The organism is Streptomyces sp. NPDC008092, assembly GCF_042957285.1.
Taxonomy (GTDB): domain Bacteria; phylum Actinomycetota; class Actinomycetes; order Streptomycetales; family Streptomycetaceae; genus Streptomyces.
In genome coordinates, this window is record NZ_JBIBHY010000014.1 from 266,230 (window position 1) to 285,068 (window position 18,839).

17 protein-coding genes are annotated in these 18,839 nt (G+C 71.9%); 3 read left to right on the forward strand and 14 right to left on the reverse strand.

Going from position 1 to position 18,839, the window contains the following annotated elements; all coding sequences use genetic code 11:
* Nucleotides 1-4: 4 nt before the first annotated feature.
* The 12 genes from ACFZB3_RS38005 to ACFZB3_RS38060 all read right to left on the reverse strand — a co-directional run bounded on the left by ACFZB3_RS38005 (nt 5) and on the right by ACFZB3_RS38060 (nt 12,462).
* Nucleotides 5-1,114 (reverse strand): acyl-CoA dehydrogenase family protein, encoded by a 1,110-nt coding sequence (locus ACFZB3_RS38005; RefSeq protein ID WP_391384502.1) that lies wholly within the window; start codon nt 1,112-1,114, stop codon nt 5-7.
* Nucleotides 1,115-1,228: 114 nt separating this feature from the next.
* Nucleotides 1,229-2,458, reverse strand: coding sequence for an amidohydrolase family protein (locus ACFZB3_RS38010; RefSeq protein ID WP_391384505.1), 1,230 nt, complete (start codon nt 2,456-2,458; stop codon nt 1,229-1,231).
* Entirely contained in the window at nt 2,458-3,903 is a 1,446-nt protein-coding gene (locus tag ACFZB3_RS38015) for an ATP-binding protein (protein WP_391384508.1), read from the reverse strand. The genes ACFZB3_RS38010 and ACFZB3_RS38015 overlap by 1 nt, the downstream gene beginning before the upstream one ends.
* A complete protein-coding gene (locus ACFZB3_RS38020; protein ID WP_391384511.1) occupies nt 3,900-4,502 on the reverse strand; it encodes a response regulator in 603 nt (200 codons plus the stop codon). The genes ACFZB3_RS38015 and ACFZB3_RS38020 overlap by 4 nt, the downstream gene beginning before the upstream one ends.
* A gap of 1 nt (nt 4,503) precedes the next feature.
* Nucleotides 4,504-4,785 (reverse strand): hypothetical protein, encoded by a 282-nt coding sequence (locus tag ACFZB3_RS38025; protein ID WP_391384514.1) that lies wholly within the window; start codon nt 4,783-4,785, stop codon nt 4,504-4,506.
* Complete coding sequence (locus tag ACFZB3_RS38030) at nt 4,782-5,219, reverse strand: nuclear transport factor 2 family protein (protein ID WP_391384517.1); 438 nt, start codon at nt 5,217-5,219, stop codon at nt 4,782-4,784. Before ACFZB3_RS38030 ends, ACFZB3_RS38025 begins: the two co-directional genes overlap by 4 nt.
* Nucleotides 5,216-6,043 (reverse strand): ATP-binding cassette domain-containing protein, encoded by an 828-nt coding sequence (locus tag ACFZB3_RS38035; protein WP_391384519.1) that lies wholly within the window; start codon nt 6,041-6,043, stop codon nt 5,216-5,218. The genes ACFZB3_RS38030 and ACFZB3_RS38035 overlap by 4 nt, the downstream gene beginning before the upstream one ends.
* Nucleotides 6,040-7,827 carry an ATP-binding cassette domain-containing protein gene (locus ACFZB3_RS38040; protein ID WP_391384522.1) on the reverse strand — a complete coding sequence of 596 codons (1,788 nt, stop codon included), beginning with the start codon at nt 7,825-7,827 and terminating at the stop codon, nt 6,040-6,042. Before ACFZB3_RS38040 ends, ACFZB3_RS38035 begins: the two co-directional genes overlap by 4 nt.
* The gene (locus ACFZB3_RS38045) at nt 7,824-8,765 is read right to left on the reverse strand and encodes an ABC transporter permease subunit (protein ID WP_391384525.1); all 942 of its coding nucleotides are present in this window, start codon (nt 8,763-8,765) and stop codon (nt 7,824-7,826) included. Before ACFZB3_RS38045 ends, ACFZB3_RS38040 begins: the two co-directional genes overlap by 4 nt.
* Nucleotides 8,766-8,804: 39 nt before the next feature.
* Entirely contained in the window at nt 8,805-10,316 is a 1,512-nt protein-coding gene (locus ACFZB3_RS38050; protein WP_391384528.1) for an ABC transporter substrate-binding protein, read from the reverse strand.
* A gap of 109 nt (nt 10,317-10,425) precedes the next feature.
* Nucleotides 10,426-11,316 (reverse strand): TIM barrel protein, encoded by an 891-nt coding sequence (locus ACFZB3_RS38055; RefSeq protein ID WP_391384530.1) that lies wholly within the window; start codon nt 11,314-11,316, stop codon nt 10,426-10,428.
* Nucleotides 11,317-11,352: 36 nt separating this feature from the next.
* On the reverse strand, nt 11,353-12,462 hold the full coding sequence (locus ACFZB3_RS38060) for a Gfo/Idh/MocA family oxidoreductase (RefSeq protein WP_391384532.1): 1,110 nt from the start codon (nt 12,460-12,462) through the stop codon (nt 11,353-11,355).
* Between the two features lie 298 nt (nt 12,463-12,760).
* Here ACFZB3_RS38060 and ACFZB3_RS38065 point away from each other — a divergent pair, with 298 nt between their 5' ends.
* The gene (locus ACFZB3_RS38065; protein ID WP_391384534.1) at nt 12,761-14,005 is read left to right on the forward strand and encodes an ROK family protein; all 1,245 of its coding nucleotides are present in this window, start codon (nt 12,761-12,763) and stop codon (nt 14,003-14,005) included.
* A 156-nt stretch (nt 14,006-14,161) separates the two neighbouring features.
* Here ACFZB3_RS38065 and ACFZB3_RS38070 read toward each other — a convergent pair whose 3' ends face one another.
* A complete protein-coding gene (locus ACFZB3_RS38070; RefSeq protein ID WP_391384536.1) occupies nt 14,162-15,487 on the reverse strand; it encodes a lipase family protein in 1,326 nt (441 codons plus the stop codon).
* 207 nt (nt 15,488-15,694) lie between these two features.
* Nucleotides 15,695-16,741: a substrate-binding domain-containing protein gene (locus ACFZB3_RS38075; protein ID WP_391384538.1), complete on the reverse strand. Its 1,047-nt coding sequence runs from the start codon at nt 16,739-16,741 to the stop codon at nt 15,695-15,697.
* 108 nt (nt 16,742-16,849) lie between these two features.
* Here ACFZB3_RS38075 and ACFZB3_RS38080 point away from each other — a divergent pair, with 108 nt between their 5' ends.
* Both ACFZB3_RS38080 and ACFZB3_RS38085 read left to right on the forward strand, forming a co-directional pair.
* Nucleotides 16,850-18,028 carry a phytanoyl-CoA dioxygenase family protein gene (locus ACFZB3_RS38080; protein ID WP_391384539.1) on the forward strand — a complete coding sequence of 393 codons (1,179 nt, stop codon included), beginning with the start codon at nt 16,850-16,852 and terminating at the stop codon, nt 18,026-18,028.
* A gap of 16 nt (nt 18,029-18,044) precedes the next feature.
* Nucleotides 18,045-18,806, forward strand: coding sequence for an oxidoreductase (locus ACFZB3_RS38085; RefSeq protein ID WP_391384541.1), 762 nt, complete (start codon nt 18,045-18,047; stop codon nt 18,804-18,806).
* Nucleotides 18,807-18,839 lie beyond the last annotated feature (33 nt).

Below are 18,839 nucleotides of genomic sequence, written 5' to 3' on the forward strand. Positions count from 1 at the left end.
CCTTTCACAGGTAGCCGGGGAAGGGCTTCACGCCCATGAGGACCGCGCCGGCGCCGTCGTACATGCCCTCCTGGAGGAAGGCGTGCTGCGGCACGACCGAGGCGTCGCGCAGGTGGCGCTGGAGGGGGCTGCCGTCGGCGACGGCGCCGATGCCGCCGAGCTGGTAGGCGGCCCGGACGACCTCGAAGGAGGTCTTGGCGAGGTGCGCCGAGGCCAGGCGCAGCGCGCTCGCCTGGACGTCCGTCGCCGGGTCGCCCGCCGCGACGGTCGCCCAGGCCTCCTCGGTGGCCTCGTAGAAGTAGGCGCGCGCGGACCGGAGTTGGGCCTCCGCCTGGCCGACGGCGATGCGGTAGGTGGCGCGTTCGGCGGGTTTGGGGGCGCCGGTGTAGCCGGAGCGGCCGCCCTGTGCGATGACCAGGTCGAGGGCGGCGCGGGCCGCCCCGAGGCCGACGACGGCCAGGACCTGGGCGGCGTAGGGGACGGTCGGGTAGCGGTAGAGCGGTTCGTCGACGGTCGGTTCGCCGCCGCGGACGAACGTCCACTCCTCGGGTACCACGGCCCCGTCGACCACCAGGTCGTGGCTGCCGGTGCCGCGCAGGCCGATGACGTCCCAGTTCTCGGCGATCTCCACCTGCTCGGGCCGCAGCACGGCGGTCCGGGGCCGGCCGGCCCGGTCCTCGCCCGCCTTGATGCCGACACCGAGGAGGTCGGCGCCCTTGCAGCCGCTGGCGAACTTCCAGCGGCCCGTGACCCGGTAGCCGCCCTCGACGCGCTCGGCCGGCTGGACCGGGAACAGGCCGCCGGCGAAGGCGACATCGGGTCCGTCCGCGTACAGCTCGGCCTGCGTGCCGAGCGGCAGGGCGGCCAGGTAGATCGCGGACGAACCGAAGCTCGCGACCCAGCCGGCCGAGGCGTCGACCTCCGATATCCGCTCGATCAGGCGGAGGAATTCGGCGGGCGGAAGTCCGTCGCCGCCGAAGCGTTTCGGAACACCCGCCCGGTAGATTCCCGCACGCTTGAATTCAGCGATCACATCCGGCGGGACGTGCCGCTTCTCCTCGAACTCGGCCCGTCGTGCGGCCACCAGAGCCAGCAGCTGATCGAAATGCGTCATGAGGGATTCTCCTCGCATTGCCGGGCGGTTCTCTCTCCCGCCGCACCATCACGCTACGAGCGGCAACCATCCCTCCACCATCGGGAATTGGCCGCGTGCAGTAGGGGAAATCCCCTATGCGTCGACGCCCAGGATGTTCTTTCTCACCGATCCCGCCCGCGCGACCAGCACCACGTTCTCCGGCTGCCCGAGCACGGCGACGTCCCGCACGGGATCTCCGTCGACGACCACGAAATCGGCGGTTTTCCCCGCCTCCAGGGACCCCAGTTGCTCTTCGAGACCCAGGAGCCGGGCCGCGTTCAGCGTGCCGGCCGTGATCGCGTCGAGCGGATCCATCCCCAGTTCCACGAGGTACGACAGCTCCAGCAGATTGCGGGCGTGCGGGACGACCCCGGCGTCCGTGCCCAGGGCGATCGGGACACCGCGGGCGATCGCGTGCGCGATGTTCTCCTTGCTCGTCCCGGACCAGCGGCTCTTCTTGCGGAAGTGGTGCTCGGCCATGGCGGCCCGGTCGAGCGGGGCGAAGACGGTGGACAGGGTCGGGACGAGGAACGCGCCCTGTTCCAGGGCCAGGTCGCACAGCTCGTCGGTGATTCCGTAGCCGTGCTCGATGCTGGTGACGCCGGCCTGGAGGGCGTTGCGGATGCCGGCGGTGCCCTGCGCGTGCGCGGCGACCGGTTTCCCGCGGTGCCGTCTCGCCTCCTCGACGACGGCGCTCAGCTCGTCCCGGGTCAGTCCCTCGTCGTCGGGGTCGTCGTGCGGGCTGCCCATCCCGCCGGTGGCACAGACCTTGACGAGGTCCGCGCCCGCGCGCAGCATCCGCCGGGCCGCGATCCGGACCTCGTCCGGGGTGTCGGCGATCTCGCCCAGGTGGGGGGCGGCGTCGATCCCGCCGGGCAGCGTGCAGTCGGCGTGCCCGCCGGTGTGGCCGATCACCTTCACGGCGACCTGGAGCCGGGGGCCGTCGACCAGGCCCCGCTCCACGGCGGTGCGGTATCCGGCGGGCACGCCCCCGAGGTCGCGCAGGGTCGTCACGCCGGCGTGCAGGGTGGCGCGCATCCGCTCGGCGGTCTCGAACGTCGCCACCGTCGGGTCGGCGGCCAGCCCCGCGAGCAGGCCACGCCCCGGGGTCATGCACAGGTGCACGTGGCAGTCGAAGAAGCCGGGCAGCAGAGTCCGGCCGCCCAGGTCGGTCTCCGTCGCCGCCGGGGCGGCGGGCGGTGCGTGCGCCGCCGGGCCCGCGTAGCTGATGACCCCGTCGTCCTCGACGACGAGGACGGCGTCGGGGACGGGGGCGGCGCCGGTTCCGTCGATGAGCGTGGCGTGGTGGTAGCGGGCGGGCATCACGGCTCCGTGGGTGGGTGGTGGGTGGGTACGGCCGGCAGCGTGAAGCGGAAGACCGAGCCGCGCGGTTCGTTCGCGTGGACGTCGAGGGTGCCGCCGTGCCGGGCGATGATGCGGTGGCTGAGGGCGAGGCCGATGCCGCTGCCGTTCTCCTTGGCGGTGAAGACGCCTTCGAAGACGCGCTCGTCGGGCGGCGGCCCGTGGCCCCGGTCGCGGACCGCGAGTTCGGCCCGGCCGTCCCCGGTACGCCGGGTGGTGACCGTCACCGTGCGTTCGGCCTCGGGCAGGCGGGCCGTCTCGTCCACCGCGTTGGCGGCGAGGTTCATCACGACCTGCCCGATGAGCACGTTCTCGCAGCGCACCGGCAGCGGCTCGGCGGCGAGCTCGAACTCGACGGCCACCGCGTGCTCCTGGGCCCGCAGTTCCACGAAGTACGCGCAGTCCCGCACGATCGCGTTGAGGTCGGTCAGCTGCTCCGACTGCTCCAGGCGGCCGACATACTGCCGCAGGCTGGCCAGGATCCGCCGGGCCCGGTCGATCTGCCGGACGGCGTTGTCCAGCCCCCACAGCACGGACTCCTGGCCGGCGCCGAGCCGGCCGCGCGTTCCCTCGACGAAGTTGTAGGCGGCCGACAGCGGCTGGCTGACCTCGTGCGCGATCGCCATCGCCATGTCGCCCATGGCGTTGTAGCGGGCCAGGTGGTCGAGGTGCTGGGTGTCGCGCCGGTGCCGCTCCTCGGCACGGACCCGGTCGGTGATGTCGTAGAAGAGGAGCATCCGGCCGCGCAGGTCGCTCTCGATCTCGATGTGCTGGCAGGTCGCGGCATACCAGCGGGGCGTCGCGCCGGGTGCCGCGAACCGGTAGCGGCCCTCGCGCTCGGGAACGCGTCCGTCGCAGCAGTAGGTGCCGAAGTCCGCCCCGTCCAGGCCGTCGTCGAGCAGTCTGGTCGCGGACTCGCTGGCGAAGAGCACGCGGTCCGCGTCGTCGAGGACGACGATCCCCTCGGCCAGGCCGCCGAGGAAGGCGCGCAGCCGGTGCTCGGTGCGGAACAGGTCGCGCCGGACCGCCTTCTCCTCGGCGATGTCCCGGAACTGGACCATCACCGCCGTCCGCTCGGCCAGTTCGACCCGGATCGCGATCGCCTCGGTGAGGATCTCCTCGCCGCTCCTGGCGCGGTAGCACCACTCGGTGGTGCTGACGCCGTGCTGGGCCGCGCGGCCCAGCCAGCGATGGCCGAGTGTGCGGCTGTACTGGCGGGCGTTCTTGCTCATGTCCGGTGCTTTGAGGGGCCTCAGCTCGTCGACGGTCCAGCCGAGCAGCTCGCAGGCGGCCCGGTTGGCCCAGAGGATGTCGAAGGTGCGGGCGTCGTGCAGCAGGACGCAGTACTTGAGCGCGTCGGTCAGTTCGCGGAAGTCGGCCGCCGCGAGCCCCTCCCCCGGGCTCACCGGGCGTCCAGCCGGAGGACGTCCCGGACCAGGGCGGCGATGCTCTCCGCGCCGGTCTTCTCCCGGATGCGGGCCCGGTGTACGTCGACGGTCTTGGCGCTGATGCCGAGCCGGCTCGCGATCTGCTTGTTCGCGGCGCCCTCGACGGACAGGGCGAGCACGTCCCGCTCCCGTGCGGTCAGGGTGTCCAGTCCGGCGCGCAGCTCGCGGCGCCGGGCCTCGCGGTCGAAGCGTTCGCGGGCGGTGCGCCGCGCCGCCTGGACCACGTCGAGAAGGTGCTGGGGGTCGTACGGCTTCTCCAGGAAGTCGACGGCTCCGTGCTGCAGGGCGCGGACGGACATCCGGATGTCGCCGTGCGCGGAGACGAAGACGACCGGGAGCGGCGAGCCCGCCTCGTTGAGGAGCCGCTGGACGTCGAAGCCGCTGAGTTCGGGCATCCGGACGTCCAGGACCACACAGGCCGGCCGGGTGCGGTCGTAGGACCGCAGAAAGGTCCGGGCGTCGTGGAAACGCTCCGAGCGGATACCGACCGAGTCGAGGAGCCAGGCGAGCGACGCGCTCAGCTCCTCGTCGTCGTCGACGATGTACACGAGGCACATCTCAGCGGTCCCAGGCCGCCTGGGCGGTCCAGTACTCGCTGCCGTCGGCGCTCACGCCGTGCCGCCACTCGGTGGTGCGGCGCAGCGTCGGCTCGACGCGGGCGGTCGCCGCGTCGGCGCCGTGCGGGCCGACCTCGTCGACCGCCCAGTGGACCCAGTTGACCTCCCGGCCGGTGTGGTCGTGGGTGAACAGGTCGACGTGGTGCCAGCCGTAGCCGTGGGTGTCGGCGTAGCAGGTCAGGAGCATGGTGCGGCGGGTGGTCGCGGCGGTCGCGGTGGTCATCGCTCCTCCGGCAGCGGTGCGGTGAAGAGTCGTTCGGTACGGAAGGCGGAGATGCGGGGGCGGTCCCCGGTGAGCCGGAAGGTCACGTCGAGGCGCGCCACCAGCATGTCGGCGGCGCCGGAGTCGTACCGCGACAGCTGCTGCATGAGCCAGCTGCCGTGCGCGGTGCCGTCGCCGTGGTCGTCGACCGTGCCGGGGAACAGCAGGTGGACGTTGGTACGGAAGTGCCCGCTCGGCGGCAGATGGCCCGACAGCATCGAGACGATCGCCGCACGGCCCTCGGTACGGCCGAACTTATCGGCGTAGGCGGCGCCGCCGCCCTCCCACACCGCGTCCTCGGTGAACAGGTCACCCAGATCGCCCTGCGCCCGCGCGGGCACGTCGCACAGGGCGAGGTAGCGGGTCAGGGTGTCCACCACGGCGGCGCTCGTCATGAGGCGGCCAGCTTGAGGCGTTCCGCCCTGCGTTGTGCCTGACGCTCCGGGTCCGGTACCGGAGCGGCCAGCAACAGCCGCTTGGTGTAGGGGTGTTCTGGGCGCTCGGTGACCCGGGCCGCGTCGCCGGACTCCACGATCTCGCCGCGGTAGAGCACGGCCACCCGGTGGCTGATGTGCCGTACGACGGACAGGTCGTGGGTGACGAAGAGGTACGCCACGCCCGTCGTCTCCTGGATCTCGGTGAACAGGTCCAGGACCCGGGCCTGGGTGGTCAGGTCGAGGGCGCTGACCGGTTCGTCGCAGACGATCAGCCTGGGGTCGCGGCACAGGGCGCGGGCGATGGCGATGCGCTGGCGCTGGCCGCCGGAGAACTCGCGGGGCAGCCGGCGGGCCGCGTCCCGCGGGAGGTGCACGTGGTCGAGCAGTTTCTGCACCCGGCGCTCCGCCTCGGCGCGGGCCACTCCGGTCACCTGCAGCGGTTCGGCGAGGATGTCCATGACCGTCATGGCGGGGTTCAGCGAGGTGTAGGGGTCCTGGAAGACGACCTGGATGTCCTTGCTGAGTTGCCGCCGCTCCCGCTTGGCAAGGCGGGAGACCGGCCTGCCCTGGTAACGGATCTCGCCGCCGGTGACGGGGGCGAGGCCCAGGACCGCCCGCCCCAGGGTGGTCTTGCCGGAGCCGGACTCGCCGACCAGGCCGAGCGTCTCGCCGGGCGCGATGGACAGGGAGACGCCGTGCAGGACGGGGAACGGCTTTCTGCCGCGGCCCTTGCCGGGGTACTCGACGACGACGTCGTCGACTTCGAGCAGCGGAGCGGTCATGACGTCATCTCCTTGAGGGACTTGGGGGACTTGGGGGACTTAGGGGACTTGGGGGACTTGGCGGGCGCGCCCGGGGCACCCCGGGCGGGGCCGCCTTCGAGCGTCGAGTCGAGGAGCATCCGGGTGTACTCGTGGGCGGGCCTCGCGAAGATCTCCTGGACCGGGGCGGTCTCGACGATGCGCCCCTGCTGCATGACGGTGACCCGGTCGCAGATGTCGGCGACGACGCCGAAGTCGTGGGTGACCAGGATCATCCCCGTCTCCCGCTCCTGCTGGAGCGAGCGCATCAGGTCGAGCACCTCGGCCTGGACGGTGACGTCGAGCGCGGTGGTCGGTTCGTCGGCGATCAGCAGCTGCGGGTCGCAGGAGACGGCGCCGGCGATGAGGACGCGCTGGGCCATGCCGCCGGAGACCTGGTGCGGGTAGGACCTGAACACCCGCTCCGGGTCCGGGATGCCGACCCGGGCGAGGAGTTCGAGCGCCTTGGTGCGGGCGTCGGCCCGGGACAGCCCGAGGTGCTTGCGCATGGGCTCCACGAGCTGGAAGCCGATGCGGAAGCAGGGGTCCAGATTGGACATGGGCTCCTGCGGGATGTAGCCGATGCCGCGCCCGCGCAGGGCGTTGATCGCGGCGAGGTCCAGGCTCAGCAGTTCCTTCCCGTCGAAGACGAGCCGGTCGGCCGTCACGTCCGCCTCGTACGGGAGCAGTCCGAGGACGGAGAACGCGGTCTGGCTCTTGCCGGAGCCCGACTCGCCGACCAGACCGAGGACCTCGCCGCGGGAGACGGTGAGGTTCACCCCGTCGACGACGGTCCTGTCGCCGTAGCGGACCTGCAGGTTCTCCACGGTGAGCAGCCGGTCGGGCGCGGGCGCGGGGGCCGGTGCGGCCTTGCGGGCCACGGTGGTGCGGCGTGCGACCGGTCCCCGGGGTTCGCCGGTGCCGAGCGCGTCCCGGACCGCGTTGCCGAGCAGGCTGGACGACAGGATGGTCAGGCCCATGGCGAGGCCGGGCCACGCCAGCAGCATGGGCTCGTTGTAGACGTTGGTGAAGGCGTCGTTGAGCATCGCGCCCCAGCTGGCCTGGGACGCCTTGCCCAGGCCGAGGAAGGCGAGGCCGGCCTGGATGCCGATGGCCAGGGCGAACACCTGGGTGGCCTGGATGACGGACGGCGCGACGACCACCGGCAGGATGTGCCGGCGCATGATGCGCGCGTCACCGAGTCCGGAGACGCGGGCGGCGTCGACGTAGAGCTCCTCGCGGACGGCGAGCACGGAGGCGCGGATGAGGCGGAAGACCATCGGCGCCATGATCACCCCGAGCACGGCCATGGCGACGTTGAGGTCCTGGGAGACGGCCGCCATGACCACGAGCATCACGATGATCGCGGGTACGGCCATGACGACGTTGACGATCCAGCCGGCCACGGCGTCGAACGAGCCCCGGTAGAAGCCGCTGACCAGGCCGAGCGGCGCGCCCACCGCGAAGGCGACCAGGACGGCGATGCTGCCGCCGACGAGGCTGGTGCGGCCGCCGTAGAGCAGGCGGGCCAGGACGTCGCGGCCGACGCCGTCGCCGCCCAGCGGGTGGGCGCCCGACATGGGGGCGAGGGTGTCGGCGAGGACGCTGCGGGCGGGGTCGTGGCCGGTGAGCAGCGGGGCGGCGATGCTCGCCGCGACCACCAGGCCGAGGACGACCAGGCAGACGACGGCGACCGGGTCGCGCAGCACGCGACGCAGCAGGCCGTCCCGCTGCGGGAGGGCGGCCGGGGTGTCCACGGCGGTCATGAGACACGTACCTTCGGGTTGAGCCAGCCGTACGCGATGTCCAGCAGCAGGTTGACGGCGACGACGATCACGACGGTGACCACGACCGTGCCGAGCAGCACGGGGGCGTCGCCGCGGACGGCGGCCGAGTTGGCGAGGGTGCCGATGCCCGGCAGGCCGAACACCTTCTCCACGACGACGGCGCCGCCGATCAGGCCGATGAACTGCAGGGCGAGCACGGTCAGGGCGGGCGGGGCCGCGTTGCGCAGGGCGTGCCGGAACACGACGCTGCGGGTGGTCAGGCCCCTGGCCCGCAGGGTGCGGACGAAGTCGGCCCGCAGGACGTCGATCAGGGCGCCGCGCACCTGCATGGCGGTGGCCGCGGTGGCGGCGACGGCCAGGGAGAGTGCGGGCAGGGTGATGGAGCGCAGCCAGTCGGCGGGTGAGTCGCCGAGGGCGACGTAGCCGGTGGCGGGCAGCCAGCCGAGCTGCACGGCCAGGGTGACGGCGAGGACCAGGGCGATCAGGAAGCTGGGTACGGCGGTGCCGAGTACCGCGGCGAACTGCACCACGCGGTCGATCCAGCCGCCGCGCAGGGCCGCCGCGGTGCCCAGCGCCACGCTGAGCACCGCCGCGACGAGCATTCCGGCGAGGACCACGGAGAGGGTCACCGGCAGGGTGTCCGTCAGGGACTGGTTCACCGGGTCACCGCTGTACCACGAGGTGCCCAGGTTCCCCTGCGCCGCCTGTTCGATCCAGTGCCAGTAGCGCTCCACCAGGGGCTGGTCGAGGCCGAGTTGACGGCTCTTGGCGGCCACCGCCGACTGCGTGGCGGTCTCGCCGAGGATGTTGCGGGCGACGTCGGTGCCCGTGAGGCTGAGCAGCAGGAACGTCACGGTGGCCACGACGACCACCAGGACGGCGCCGGCGGCGAGGCGCCTCAACAAGAAGACGAGCACGGTCGGTTCCTCCTTCCGTGTGCCGGAACGGACCGGTGGCTACTGCCCGGCCGCCGGGGAGTAGTTGTAGAGGGGCGGGTACTGGGAGCCGGGCTGCGGGGTCACCTCGACGTCCTTGGCGGTGGCGTAGGCGTAGGTGATCACGTTCCAGGGGGCGTCCCAGGCCTGGTCGACGACGTAGGTGTTCAGCTCGCCGAAGAGCTTCTCCCGCTCGGCCCCGGTGGACTGCCCGATGCGCGAGACGAGGTCGTCGGACTTCGCGTCCCCGTACTTGAAGGGGTTCCAGGTCGACGTCTTCGTCAGCTGCAGCTGGACCTTGTCCCAGGCGTTGGCCGCGCCGAGCTTGAAGTACGACATCGCGTACTTGCCGGAGAGGATGGAGCTGAAGATCTGGTCGCCGGGCACGTTGTCCAGCTTGACCTTGATGCCGATGTCCGCCAGCGCCTGGTCGAGGGCGGCCTGCTCCTGCGGGAAGAACGAGGACAGGTCCGGCAGGGTGACCGTGAAGCCGTTCGGGTAACCGGCCTCCGCCAGCAGCTGCTTCGCCTTCGCGGGGTCGTACGAGTACGTGGTGTCCAGGTCCGCCCGGTAGCCGTCCTCGCCCTTGGCGAACAGCTGGGTGGTGGCCGTGCCCAGCCCGGTCTTGGCCGACTTGATGATGGCCTGCTTGTCGAAGGCGTGGTTCAGCGCCTGCCGGACCTTCACCTTGCCCAGGGCGGGCACCTTCTTGCCGGCCCGGTCCCAGATGAACAGGCCCTCGACGTCACCGGACTGGTAGGTGGCCACGTTCAGCCCCTTGCCCTGGACGGTCCTGACCCGGTTGAGGTTGACGGTGCCGCCCTCGACCTGGCCGGACAGCAGCGCGTTGGTGCGCGCGGTCGGGTCCGACATGTACTTGATGACGATCTTGTCGTAGGGGAACGCCTTGGTGTTCCAGTAGTCGGCGTTGCGCGTGTAGGTGTACGTCTGGCCGGCGGTGGTGGCGGAGGTGTCCAGCTTGTACGGGCCCGAACCGACCGGGGTCTTCGGGTCGGTGAGCGACCTGGGGCTGGCGATCATGCCGGAGACCTGGCCGAGCGCGGGCAGCAGCGAGGCGCTGGGATGGCTCAGCCTGACGGCCACGGTGTGGGAGTCGACGACGTCGACGCCGGTGATGTCCTTGATCTCGCCGGCGGCGGAGGCGGTGCCGCTCATGGTGTGCAGCAGGTTCTGCTTCACGGCCTGGGCGTCGAGCGCGGTGCCGTCGGTGAACTTCACGCCGCTGCGCAGCTTCAGCGTGAGGGTGGTCTGGGGCTTGTCGTACGACCACGAGGTGGCCAGGTTGGGGGTGGCGGCCCCCTTGCTGTCCAGCCGGACGAGGGTGTCGTAGACGGGCTGGTAGTACTGGGCCTCGGGGCCCATGCTGGCCTTGGCCAGGTCCCACGGCGTGGCCGTGACGGACTCCGCGAGGGTCAATGTGCTGCTGCCGCCGGAGGCCTGGGTGCCGCCGCCGCAGGCGGTCACCGACGCCGTCAGAAGTCCGGCGCCGACCAGCACCAATGTCTTGCGCATGTTCTCTCCACTTGTCTCATCCCTCAGGTTCTGCCGTGTCTCCCGGGGTCACCGCGTTGCCGGACCGCCCCGGGGCGCACCACATGCGCGCCGCGTAACCAGGTCATGGCTACGCGTGCTGCTTGACGGCCCACTCTCCGCAGAGCCGTACGCTTTCCGCCGGCGTCGGCCGGGCTCCCCGGTCGACCTCGACGACCAGCCAGCCGTCGAAGTCCTCGGGCAGCGCGCCGACGAACCCCTCGATGTCGGCGTTGCCGTGGCCCGGTTCCGACCAGAGCCCGGCCAGTACCGTCTTGCGGTAGTCCCAGCCGGACTCCCTGGCCCGTGCGGCGAGGCCGAGGTCCAGGTCCTTGATGTGCACGCTCGCGACCCGGTCCGCGTAGTCGCGCACCAGTTGGGCGGGATCCGCGCCGGCCCAGGCCAGGTGACCCATGTCCGGTCCGAACGCGAGAACCGAGGCGTCGACCGTGTCGAGGACGAAGCGGGTCTCCAGCTCGGTCTCGGCCCAGGTGCCCACGTGCGGGTGGAAGGCCGGGGTGATCCCCTCCGCCCGGACGGTGCCGGCGATCTCGGCGAGCAGGTCCCGCACCCGCTCCAGCCGGCCCTGCTCGGCGAGGTGTCCGACGGCGGGCCGGGCCACGCGCTCGGCGTCCTTGGCCATCCCCATGGCGAGGAAGACGGTGGGCACGCCGAGTTCCGCGTGCTGTGCGGCGACCCGTGCCGCCGCGTCCCGGAACCCCTGCCGCTCGCCCTCGTCGTCGGTGAGGCGCACCGGTATGTAGCCGGGCGCGGCGCTGATGCCGTACTCGGCGAGCTTCGCGGCGTACGCCTTCGGCGTCAGGTCACCGGGGACGCCGCTGTGCAGGGCGGTGATGCCCGCGTCGCGGATGACTGCCAGCTGCTCGTCGAGCGAGGGGGCCAGGGAGGGGTCGATCCAGCCGTCGGCGCTCGCGACCCACTGGAGGGGGTTGATGGCGAGGCGGTCCTGCCTGATCTTCATCGTGTGCGGTCCTCTCGGAGGGGGTCGGGGCGCCGGTCAGAGGGTGGGGCGGGGCGCGGGACGGTCGCAGCTGCTCCGCAGGGCGACGAAACGGTTCTCCCGCTGGGAGGTCTCGAAGCTCTCCAGCACCTCCAGGGTGTGGAAGGCGAACTGCGCGTTGGCGCGGTGCGGTTCGCCGTCCACGGCACCGGCGAGATCGGCGACGCCGAGTCCGCGGCGGTGCTGTTCCGGGGTGTCGACGGCGCCGAAGAGCGCGGTGACCGGGGTGAGGACCTCCCAGTCCGCGTCCCCGTGCCGCTTCAGGCGGACGTCGCCGTCGAAGAAGTTGGGGTTGGGCAGCGCGAGGGTGCCCTCGGTGCCGTAGATCTCGATGCGCGGGAGTTCGGTGTCCCAGACGTCGAAGCTCATCAGGGTGGTGCCGATGACGCCGGAGGCGAAGGTCAGGGTGGCCGAGGCGTGGGTGGGGACCTCGACGGTGACCTCGTCCAAGACCCGCCCGGGGCTGGTGACCCTGCGGACCGGCGCGCCGACGCGGGTGGCGGCGGAGACCTGGGCGACCGGGCCGAGGCAGTTGACCAGTGCGGCCAGGTAGTACGGGCCCATGTCGAGGACGGGGCCGCCGCCCGGTCCGTAGAAGGCGCGCGGGTCCGGGTGCCAGGTCTCGGAGCGGCTGGAGCGGACGAAGGCGGTGGCGCCGACGGGCTCGCCGATCCGGCGGGTGTCGATCGCGTGCCGGGCGGTCTGCACGGCGCTGCCGAGGAAGGTGTCAGGGGCCGACCCCAGCAGCGCCGTGCCACGCCCGGCCGCGTCGAGGACCTCCCGGGCCTCGGCGACCGTGGCCGCGAGCGGTTTCTCGACGTAGACGTGCTTGCCGGCCTCCAGCGCGGCGATGACGGTCTTGGCGTGGAACTGCGGCGGCGTGATGTTGACGACGATCCCGACCGAGTCGTCGGCCAGCAGTTCCTCGCCGTCGCCCCAGGCCGGGACGGCGTGCTCGGCCGCGGCCGCCCGGGCGCGGGCCGGGTCGACGTCGGCCACCCGGACCACCTCGAGCTCCGGGACGGTGCGCAGTCCCTCGACATAGCGGCCGAAGATGTTGCCGGCGCCGAGGATTCCGATGCGGTGCCGTGCCTGCTGCTGAGCCATGGGACTCCTGTGGTCCGTGACGGGTTGACGGGGTGTCGGGCGGATGGGGCCCACTCGGGCGACGCCCCTTCGGACCGGGGCACTCGCCGGGCTCCGTCCGAAGGCGACCGCGGGCTGAACGCCGCGTTGCGCATCACCATCGTTTAGTTCGCGAGCAGGGCACAAGGGGGGACATTTAATTTTCTTCTAGGCCTAAAAGCGGCTGAATCCCGGAAACATGTCCGCTTAGATCCTCAATCGTCGCCGATCGGCCCGTGACCATTGACGGACCTAAAGCAATCACATTACGTTCACGTGAATGCATAAAGATGAGAGTCGTCCGGACGAGCCGGCGGGCAGCATCGCGGTGCCCCTCGCGCTGCGGCGGGTGCTGGGGCTGGTGGTGTCCGGAGCCGCGACCAACCGGGCCGAGATCGCCCGGCGCAGCGGTCTGGCCCGGTCGACCGTGGGGCAGCAGGTGGATCATCTGGTCGGCACCGGGATCCTGGAGGAGGTCGAGTCCAGACGGTCCGTCCGCGGCCGGCCCCCTCGGGTGCTGGAGATCAGCCCGCAGGCCGGAACCGTCGCCGTCGCCGACGTCGACAGCGCGGAGTCGCAGGTGGCGATCGCCGATCTCGGCCGCCGCGTGATCGCACGGGACACCGTGGCCGTCCCGATCGGCTCCGGCCCCCGGCCGGTGCTGGACGCGGTGACCGGCAAGCTGCGGGAACTCCTGGAGAAGCACCACCGCGATCCCGCGCGGGTGCGTGAGGTGGTCGTCGGCCTGCCCGGCCCCGTCGACTTCGAGCAGGGCTGCTCGGTGCAGCCGACGGGCATGCCCGGATGGGACGGCTACCCGGTCGCCGAGCACCTGCGCGGGCAGTTCGGCGCCCCGGTCGTCGTCGACAACGACGTCAACCTGATGGCGCTCGGCGAGGTCGCGCACGCGGGCATGGAGACACCGCTGCTGTGCATCAAGATCGCCGGCGGTATCGGGTCGGGCCTCATCACGGCGAGCGGTGCCGTCTACCGGGGCGCCGACGGGGCCGCAGGGGACATCGGCCACATCCGGGCCCCGGGCGGCGGCAACGTCCTGTGCGGCTGCGGGAACGTCGGCTGCGTCGGCGCGATCGCCTCCCACCGGGCCGTGCTGCGCGGCCTCGGCATCCCCGAGTCGACCGACGACGACCCGCTGTACGGGACCCGTGAACTCGCCCGGCGCATCGCCGACAGCGACCCGACCGCGCTCCACGCAGTGCGTCAGGCCGCCACCGAGATCGGCGAGGTGGTGGCGATGCTGGTCCACATGTTCAACCCGCGCACCCTGGTTCTGGCCGGCCCGCTCAGCGAACTCCGCGACGACCTGGTCTCAGCCGTCCGGGCCGCGGTGTACCAGCGTGCCCTGCCCCTGGCCACCCGCAAACTGACGATCACCGCGACCCAGTTGAAGGGAACCTCCGGCCTGCACGGCGGCATCGCGCTCGCCACCCGGGACGTGTTCAGCCCCGCCGGAATCGCGAGGCTCCTGGGCGACGAGCCGCCGATGGAGGGTTCGCCGGGGTGACAGCGGCTCCCTGCCTCCCGCCGGGTGCCCGTCGTGGACCACGAGGTGCCGCCGGTCGCGATCCGGCCAAGCGCTCCGCCCGATGCGCCGCGCCATGCCGTCAGCCGACGGCGGCAGCGCACTTCGCCGGACCCGCTCGGCCGGACGGCCCGGCCATCAGGGCTGGACAGGCATGCTGGAGCAATTGGACGTGGTCGCCTTGCCGTTGAGCCGGTCGGTCAGCCAGGCGATCGCGTCGCTCTGGTCGGTGAGGAGCGGGGCGAAGTGGTTGAGGAGCGCGCTGAAGAGATTCGGCAGGGTGACGGCCTTGTAGGTGACGTCGCCGCCCTTGTGGCACCAGTCGACGGCGAGTTGCCGCGCCTGGGCGTGCGGAACGAGGTTGTCGCTGACGCCGGTCGCGATGCGGACGGGCCCGGACGGTTCGAGGGTGCCGATGCGCTGGCTGTCCAGGAACGACTGGAGCGCGGGCGTGCCGGCGATGATGTCGCTGATGGACCGTCCGTCGGTCGTCCACCTGGTGCTCTTGGCGTAGGCGTAGCCGAAGATCGCGTCTCCGACGCACATGGTCGACAGATCGGTGAGGGCGGCCTTGCCGGCGGCGTTGAGATGCGCCTCGGCGATCGGCTTCAGCGCGGGGTCGGACTGGAGGAAGCCGTTGAGCGACCAGCCCAGCGCACCGGCCAGTTCGCTGCCGTCGATGGCCTGGGTGACCGAGGTCAGATTCGCGGGCGGGGCGCCCGCGTAGGTGCCGGCCAGCGTGACGTCGGGGGCGTACGACGCCTGGAGTTCGGCCGCGGCGGCGGTCGCCCCGCCGCCCTGGCTGTAGCCGAACAGCCCCACCCGGGACGCCGTGGTGACGGAGGCTCCACCGAGCGAGCGGGCGGCGCGGACGGCGTCCAGCACCGCGTGCCCCTCGTCGACGCGGTTGACGTAGGTGTGCAGCCGGTCGGTCGCACCGAGGCCGACGTAGTCGGTGACGACCACGGCGATGCCCTTCGCCAGCAGACGGTAGATCGCCAGGTCCTCGTAACCGACGGAAACCGTCTGGCCGTTGACCGTCAGCGGGTGTTCGAGCCCCAGGGACGCCGCGCACTGGTCGCCCTGTCCCATGGTGCCGGGCGCCACGACGACCAGGGGGCGTGCCCCGCCGCCCCGCCATGCGGCGGTCGGTTCGATGTAGGCGCCGGTCACGGCCACCGGCTCGCCGGCCGAGTCGGTGGACTTGTACATCAGACGGGTCGCGGTACCGGGGAGCGGCCCGTCGAGGCCGGGCAGGCTGAGGGCGAGCGTGAGCGGCTCGCTGCGGATCAGGGTGCCGTCGGCGCCGGGCAGGTCGGTGGGCGGGTTGTAGAACGCGGGGACGGCCACTCCCCTGGAGACCACCTCGCCCGCCGCCGACGCGGGGGAGAGCGACAGGGCCTGGACGCCCAGGCAGGCGGCAGCGGTGACTGCGGCGGCCAGAAGTCGTCTGCGTGCGGGCATGGCAAACCTCCTGTGAAGCGGCTGGCAGTGAGGTGCACAGGGGCAGCGGCACGGGAACGCGGCCGTCCCGTGGCGCGTTCATGCCGCTCGGTGGCGGTTCGCCAGAACCTTACGCACGAGTAAGTTACTCGTGGTAGCAGTCGGTAGGTTACGGTTCAGTAATGTGACGGCCTGTCCAACGTCGCAGATCACACACGTGCGGCGGGCTCATTCGGCGACGGGTACGGACGCGGCCCCGGGCGGCATGTTCAACGGCGTGACGACCTGGATGGCCGAGGGCAGGGCCGGGCCGTCCTCCGGGAGCGCCCGGTGGGCCCGCATGACGACCTGGCAGGCGCGGCGCAGGTCCTGGCGCAGGTCGTGGTGGAGGACCGCGGACAGCCGGCGCTCGCGCAGCAGACGGGTGTTGTCGTGGTCGAGGTCGTGCGCGACGAACACCGCGCAGGCGCGGCCCAGGGCCTCGAAGGCCTCCAGGGTGGCGCGGTTGCCTCCGCCCACGGAGTACACGGCGACGATGTCCTCGTCCCGCCCGAGCGCGTCGAGCACCAGCTCGTACTGGGTGGCGTCCAGGCCGTCGCTGCCGGTGACCTCGACCAGCATCCGCTGCGGCTGGTCGACGCGCATGGCGCTGCGGAAGCCCATCTCGCGCTCCTCCTCGCCGCGGAAGGAGCCGCGGCTGATGGTGGTGAGCACGTTGCCCGGCCGGTCGCCGAGCCACTGTCCGAGGAGGTAGGCGGCGGTGGCACCGGCCGCGCGGTTGTCGATGCCGACGTAGGCGAGGCGGGCGCTGTGCGGAAGGTCCGTCACCAGGGTGACGACGGGGATCCCGGCCGCGACCAGCCGCCCGACCGCGGCGGCGATCTCCGGTACGTCGGGGGCCTTGAGGATCACGCCCTGCGTACCCCGCTTGGCGATCTTCTCCAGGGTGGCGACCAGGTCCTCCGGCGGGCAGGTCTCGCGGAAGTGGAACCGGGAGCGCACGACGGCCGGGTGCAGGGCGGGCAGTTCGGCCTCCAGTGCCTCGCGTACGGCGGTGGAGAAGCGGTCCGGTGCCTGCATCACGATGTCGATCATGAACGTCCGGCCGCCGATGCGGACCTGGGCCTGCTGGCGGTCCAGGTCCTTGATGGCCTGGTGGACCTCGCGGACGGTGCCCTCCCGGACATTGCCCCGCTGATGGAGGACACGGTCCACGGTGGCCGTGCTCAGCCCTGCCTGACGGGCGATTTCCCTGATCGTATAGGGATGGCGCATGACGGATCCCGGTCGACGGTGATGGACTTTTGATGCACTGCTGAGGATTGAATGACGGGTTCGGGTTCTCAACACTGACAGAAGAACAGGCACGGCGAAAGGACCCGGATGCCCTCCCAGACCACGGCACGGCGGACTCGGCTGACCGAGGCCGACTGCGACCTCGACGCGTTCCGCTCGCTCGTCGAGCAGGAGACGGACGCCGCCGACCACCCCTCGGCGGAGCGTGTGGAACAGAACGTGCCGCTCTACGACAGCGAGCGGCTCCGCGCCCTCGCCGCCACCGCCGACGGGCGCCTCGGGATCCAGGACGAGCTGGTCCGGGCGCTGCTCGACGGCCCCGGTGTCGTCGTGCTCAAGGGCGCGTTCGGCGACCTGGACGTCGTCGACCGGGCCACCGGGGCCTTCACCGCGCTGATCGAGGAGGAACGGGCGAGCGGTGCCGCCCGCGGCGACCACTTCGCCAGGCCGGGCGCCAACGACCGCGTCTGGAACGCCCTGGACAAGATGGCCGTCCGGACCCCCGAGGCGTTCGCCGACTACTACGCGAACGACATGGTCGCGCTGGTCGCCGAGGCCTGGCTGGGCCCCGCCTACCAGGTCACCTCGCAGGTCAACGTCGTCAACCCGGGCGGCGCCGCGCAGAGCGTGCACCGCGACTACCACCTCGGGTTCCTCTCCCGGGAACGCGCCGCCGCCTACCCGGCGCACGTCCACCGCCTCTCCCCCGTCCTCACCCTCCAGGGCGCGGTCGCCCACTGCGACATGCCCGTCGAGTCCGGCCCGACCCTCTACCTGCCGCACTCCCAGAAGTTCGAGCCCGGCTACCTCGCCTGGCGGCTCCCCGAGTTCGTCGGGTACTTCGAGGCCCACCACGTCCAACTCCCCCTGGACAAGGGCGACGCGGTCTTCTTCAACCCCGCGCTCTTCCATGCCGCCGGGCACAACCGTTCGGCCGGCATCCGCCGTATGGCGAACCTGCTGCAGATCTCCTCCGCCTTCGGGCGCGCGATGGAGACGGTGGACCGCGAGGCGATGGCGAACGCCCTCTTCCCGGTGCTGCTGCGCCGCAAGGCCGAGGGCGTCTCGCAGGACTGGCTGCGCCGCGTGGTCGCCGCCACCGCCGAGGGCTACCCCTTCCCCACCAACCTCGACCTCGACCCGCCGGTCGACGGCCTCGCCCCGCCCTCCCAGGCGGACGCCCTCCGGCGGGCCGTCGACGAGGACTGGACCCCCGAGCGGCTGCGCCGGGAACTGCACGCCGGCGCCGAGCGCCGCCACGGCTGAAAGGAACAGCGCACCCATGGCACTTCTTCAGGACAAGGTCGTCCTGGTCAACGGCGGCAGCCAGGGCGTCGGCGCCGGCATCGTACGGGCGGCCGTACGCGAGGGCGCGGCCGTCGTCCTCACCGGCCGACGCGCCGGGACGGGCGAGAAACTGGCCGCCGAGACCGGCGCGCGCTTCGTACGGGCCGACCTCGCCGACCCGGCACAGGCCCGCGGCTCCGTCGTACGCACCCTGGCGGCACACGGCCGGATCGACTGCCTGGTCAACGCGGCCGGTCTGACGTCCCGCGGCTCGCTCCTGGACACCACACCCGAGCTGTTCGACCAGCACATGGCGGTCAACCTGCGGGCACCGTTCTTCTCGATGCAGGCGGCGGTGGCCGACATGAAGGCCCGTGCGGCACCCGGCACCATCGTCAACATCATCTCCAACTGCGCCCACGGCGGCCCGCCCTTCCTGGCGCCCTACTCCGCGGCCAAGGCCGGACTCGCCGGGCTGACCCGCAACGCCGCCCACGCCCACCGCTGGGACAGGATCCGGATCAACGGCCTCAACATCGGCTGGACCGACACCGAGGGCGAGGACGCCGTCCAGCGCGCCTTCCACGGCGCGGGCGACGACTGGCGGGAACGGGCCGCGGCGGCACAGCCCATGGGCAGGCTCGGCCAGGTCGACGAGATCGCCGACTTCGTGGTCTTCCTGCTCTCCGACCGCAGCGGAGTGGTGACCGGATCCGTCATCGACTGGGACCAGACCGTCTTCGGCGGGATGGACTGAGCCGGTCTTCCCTCTTGCCCAACCTATCGAATC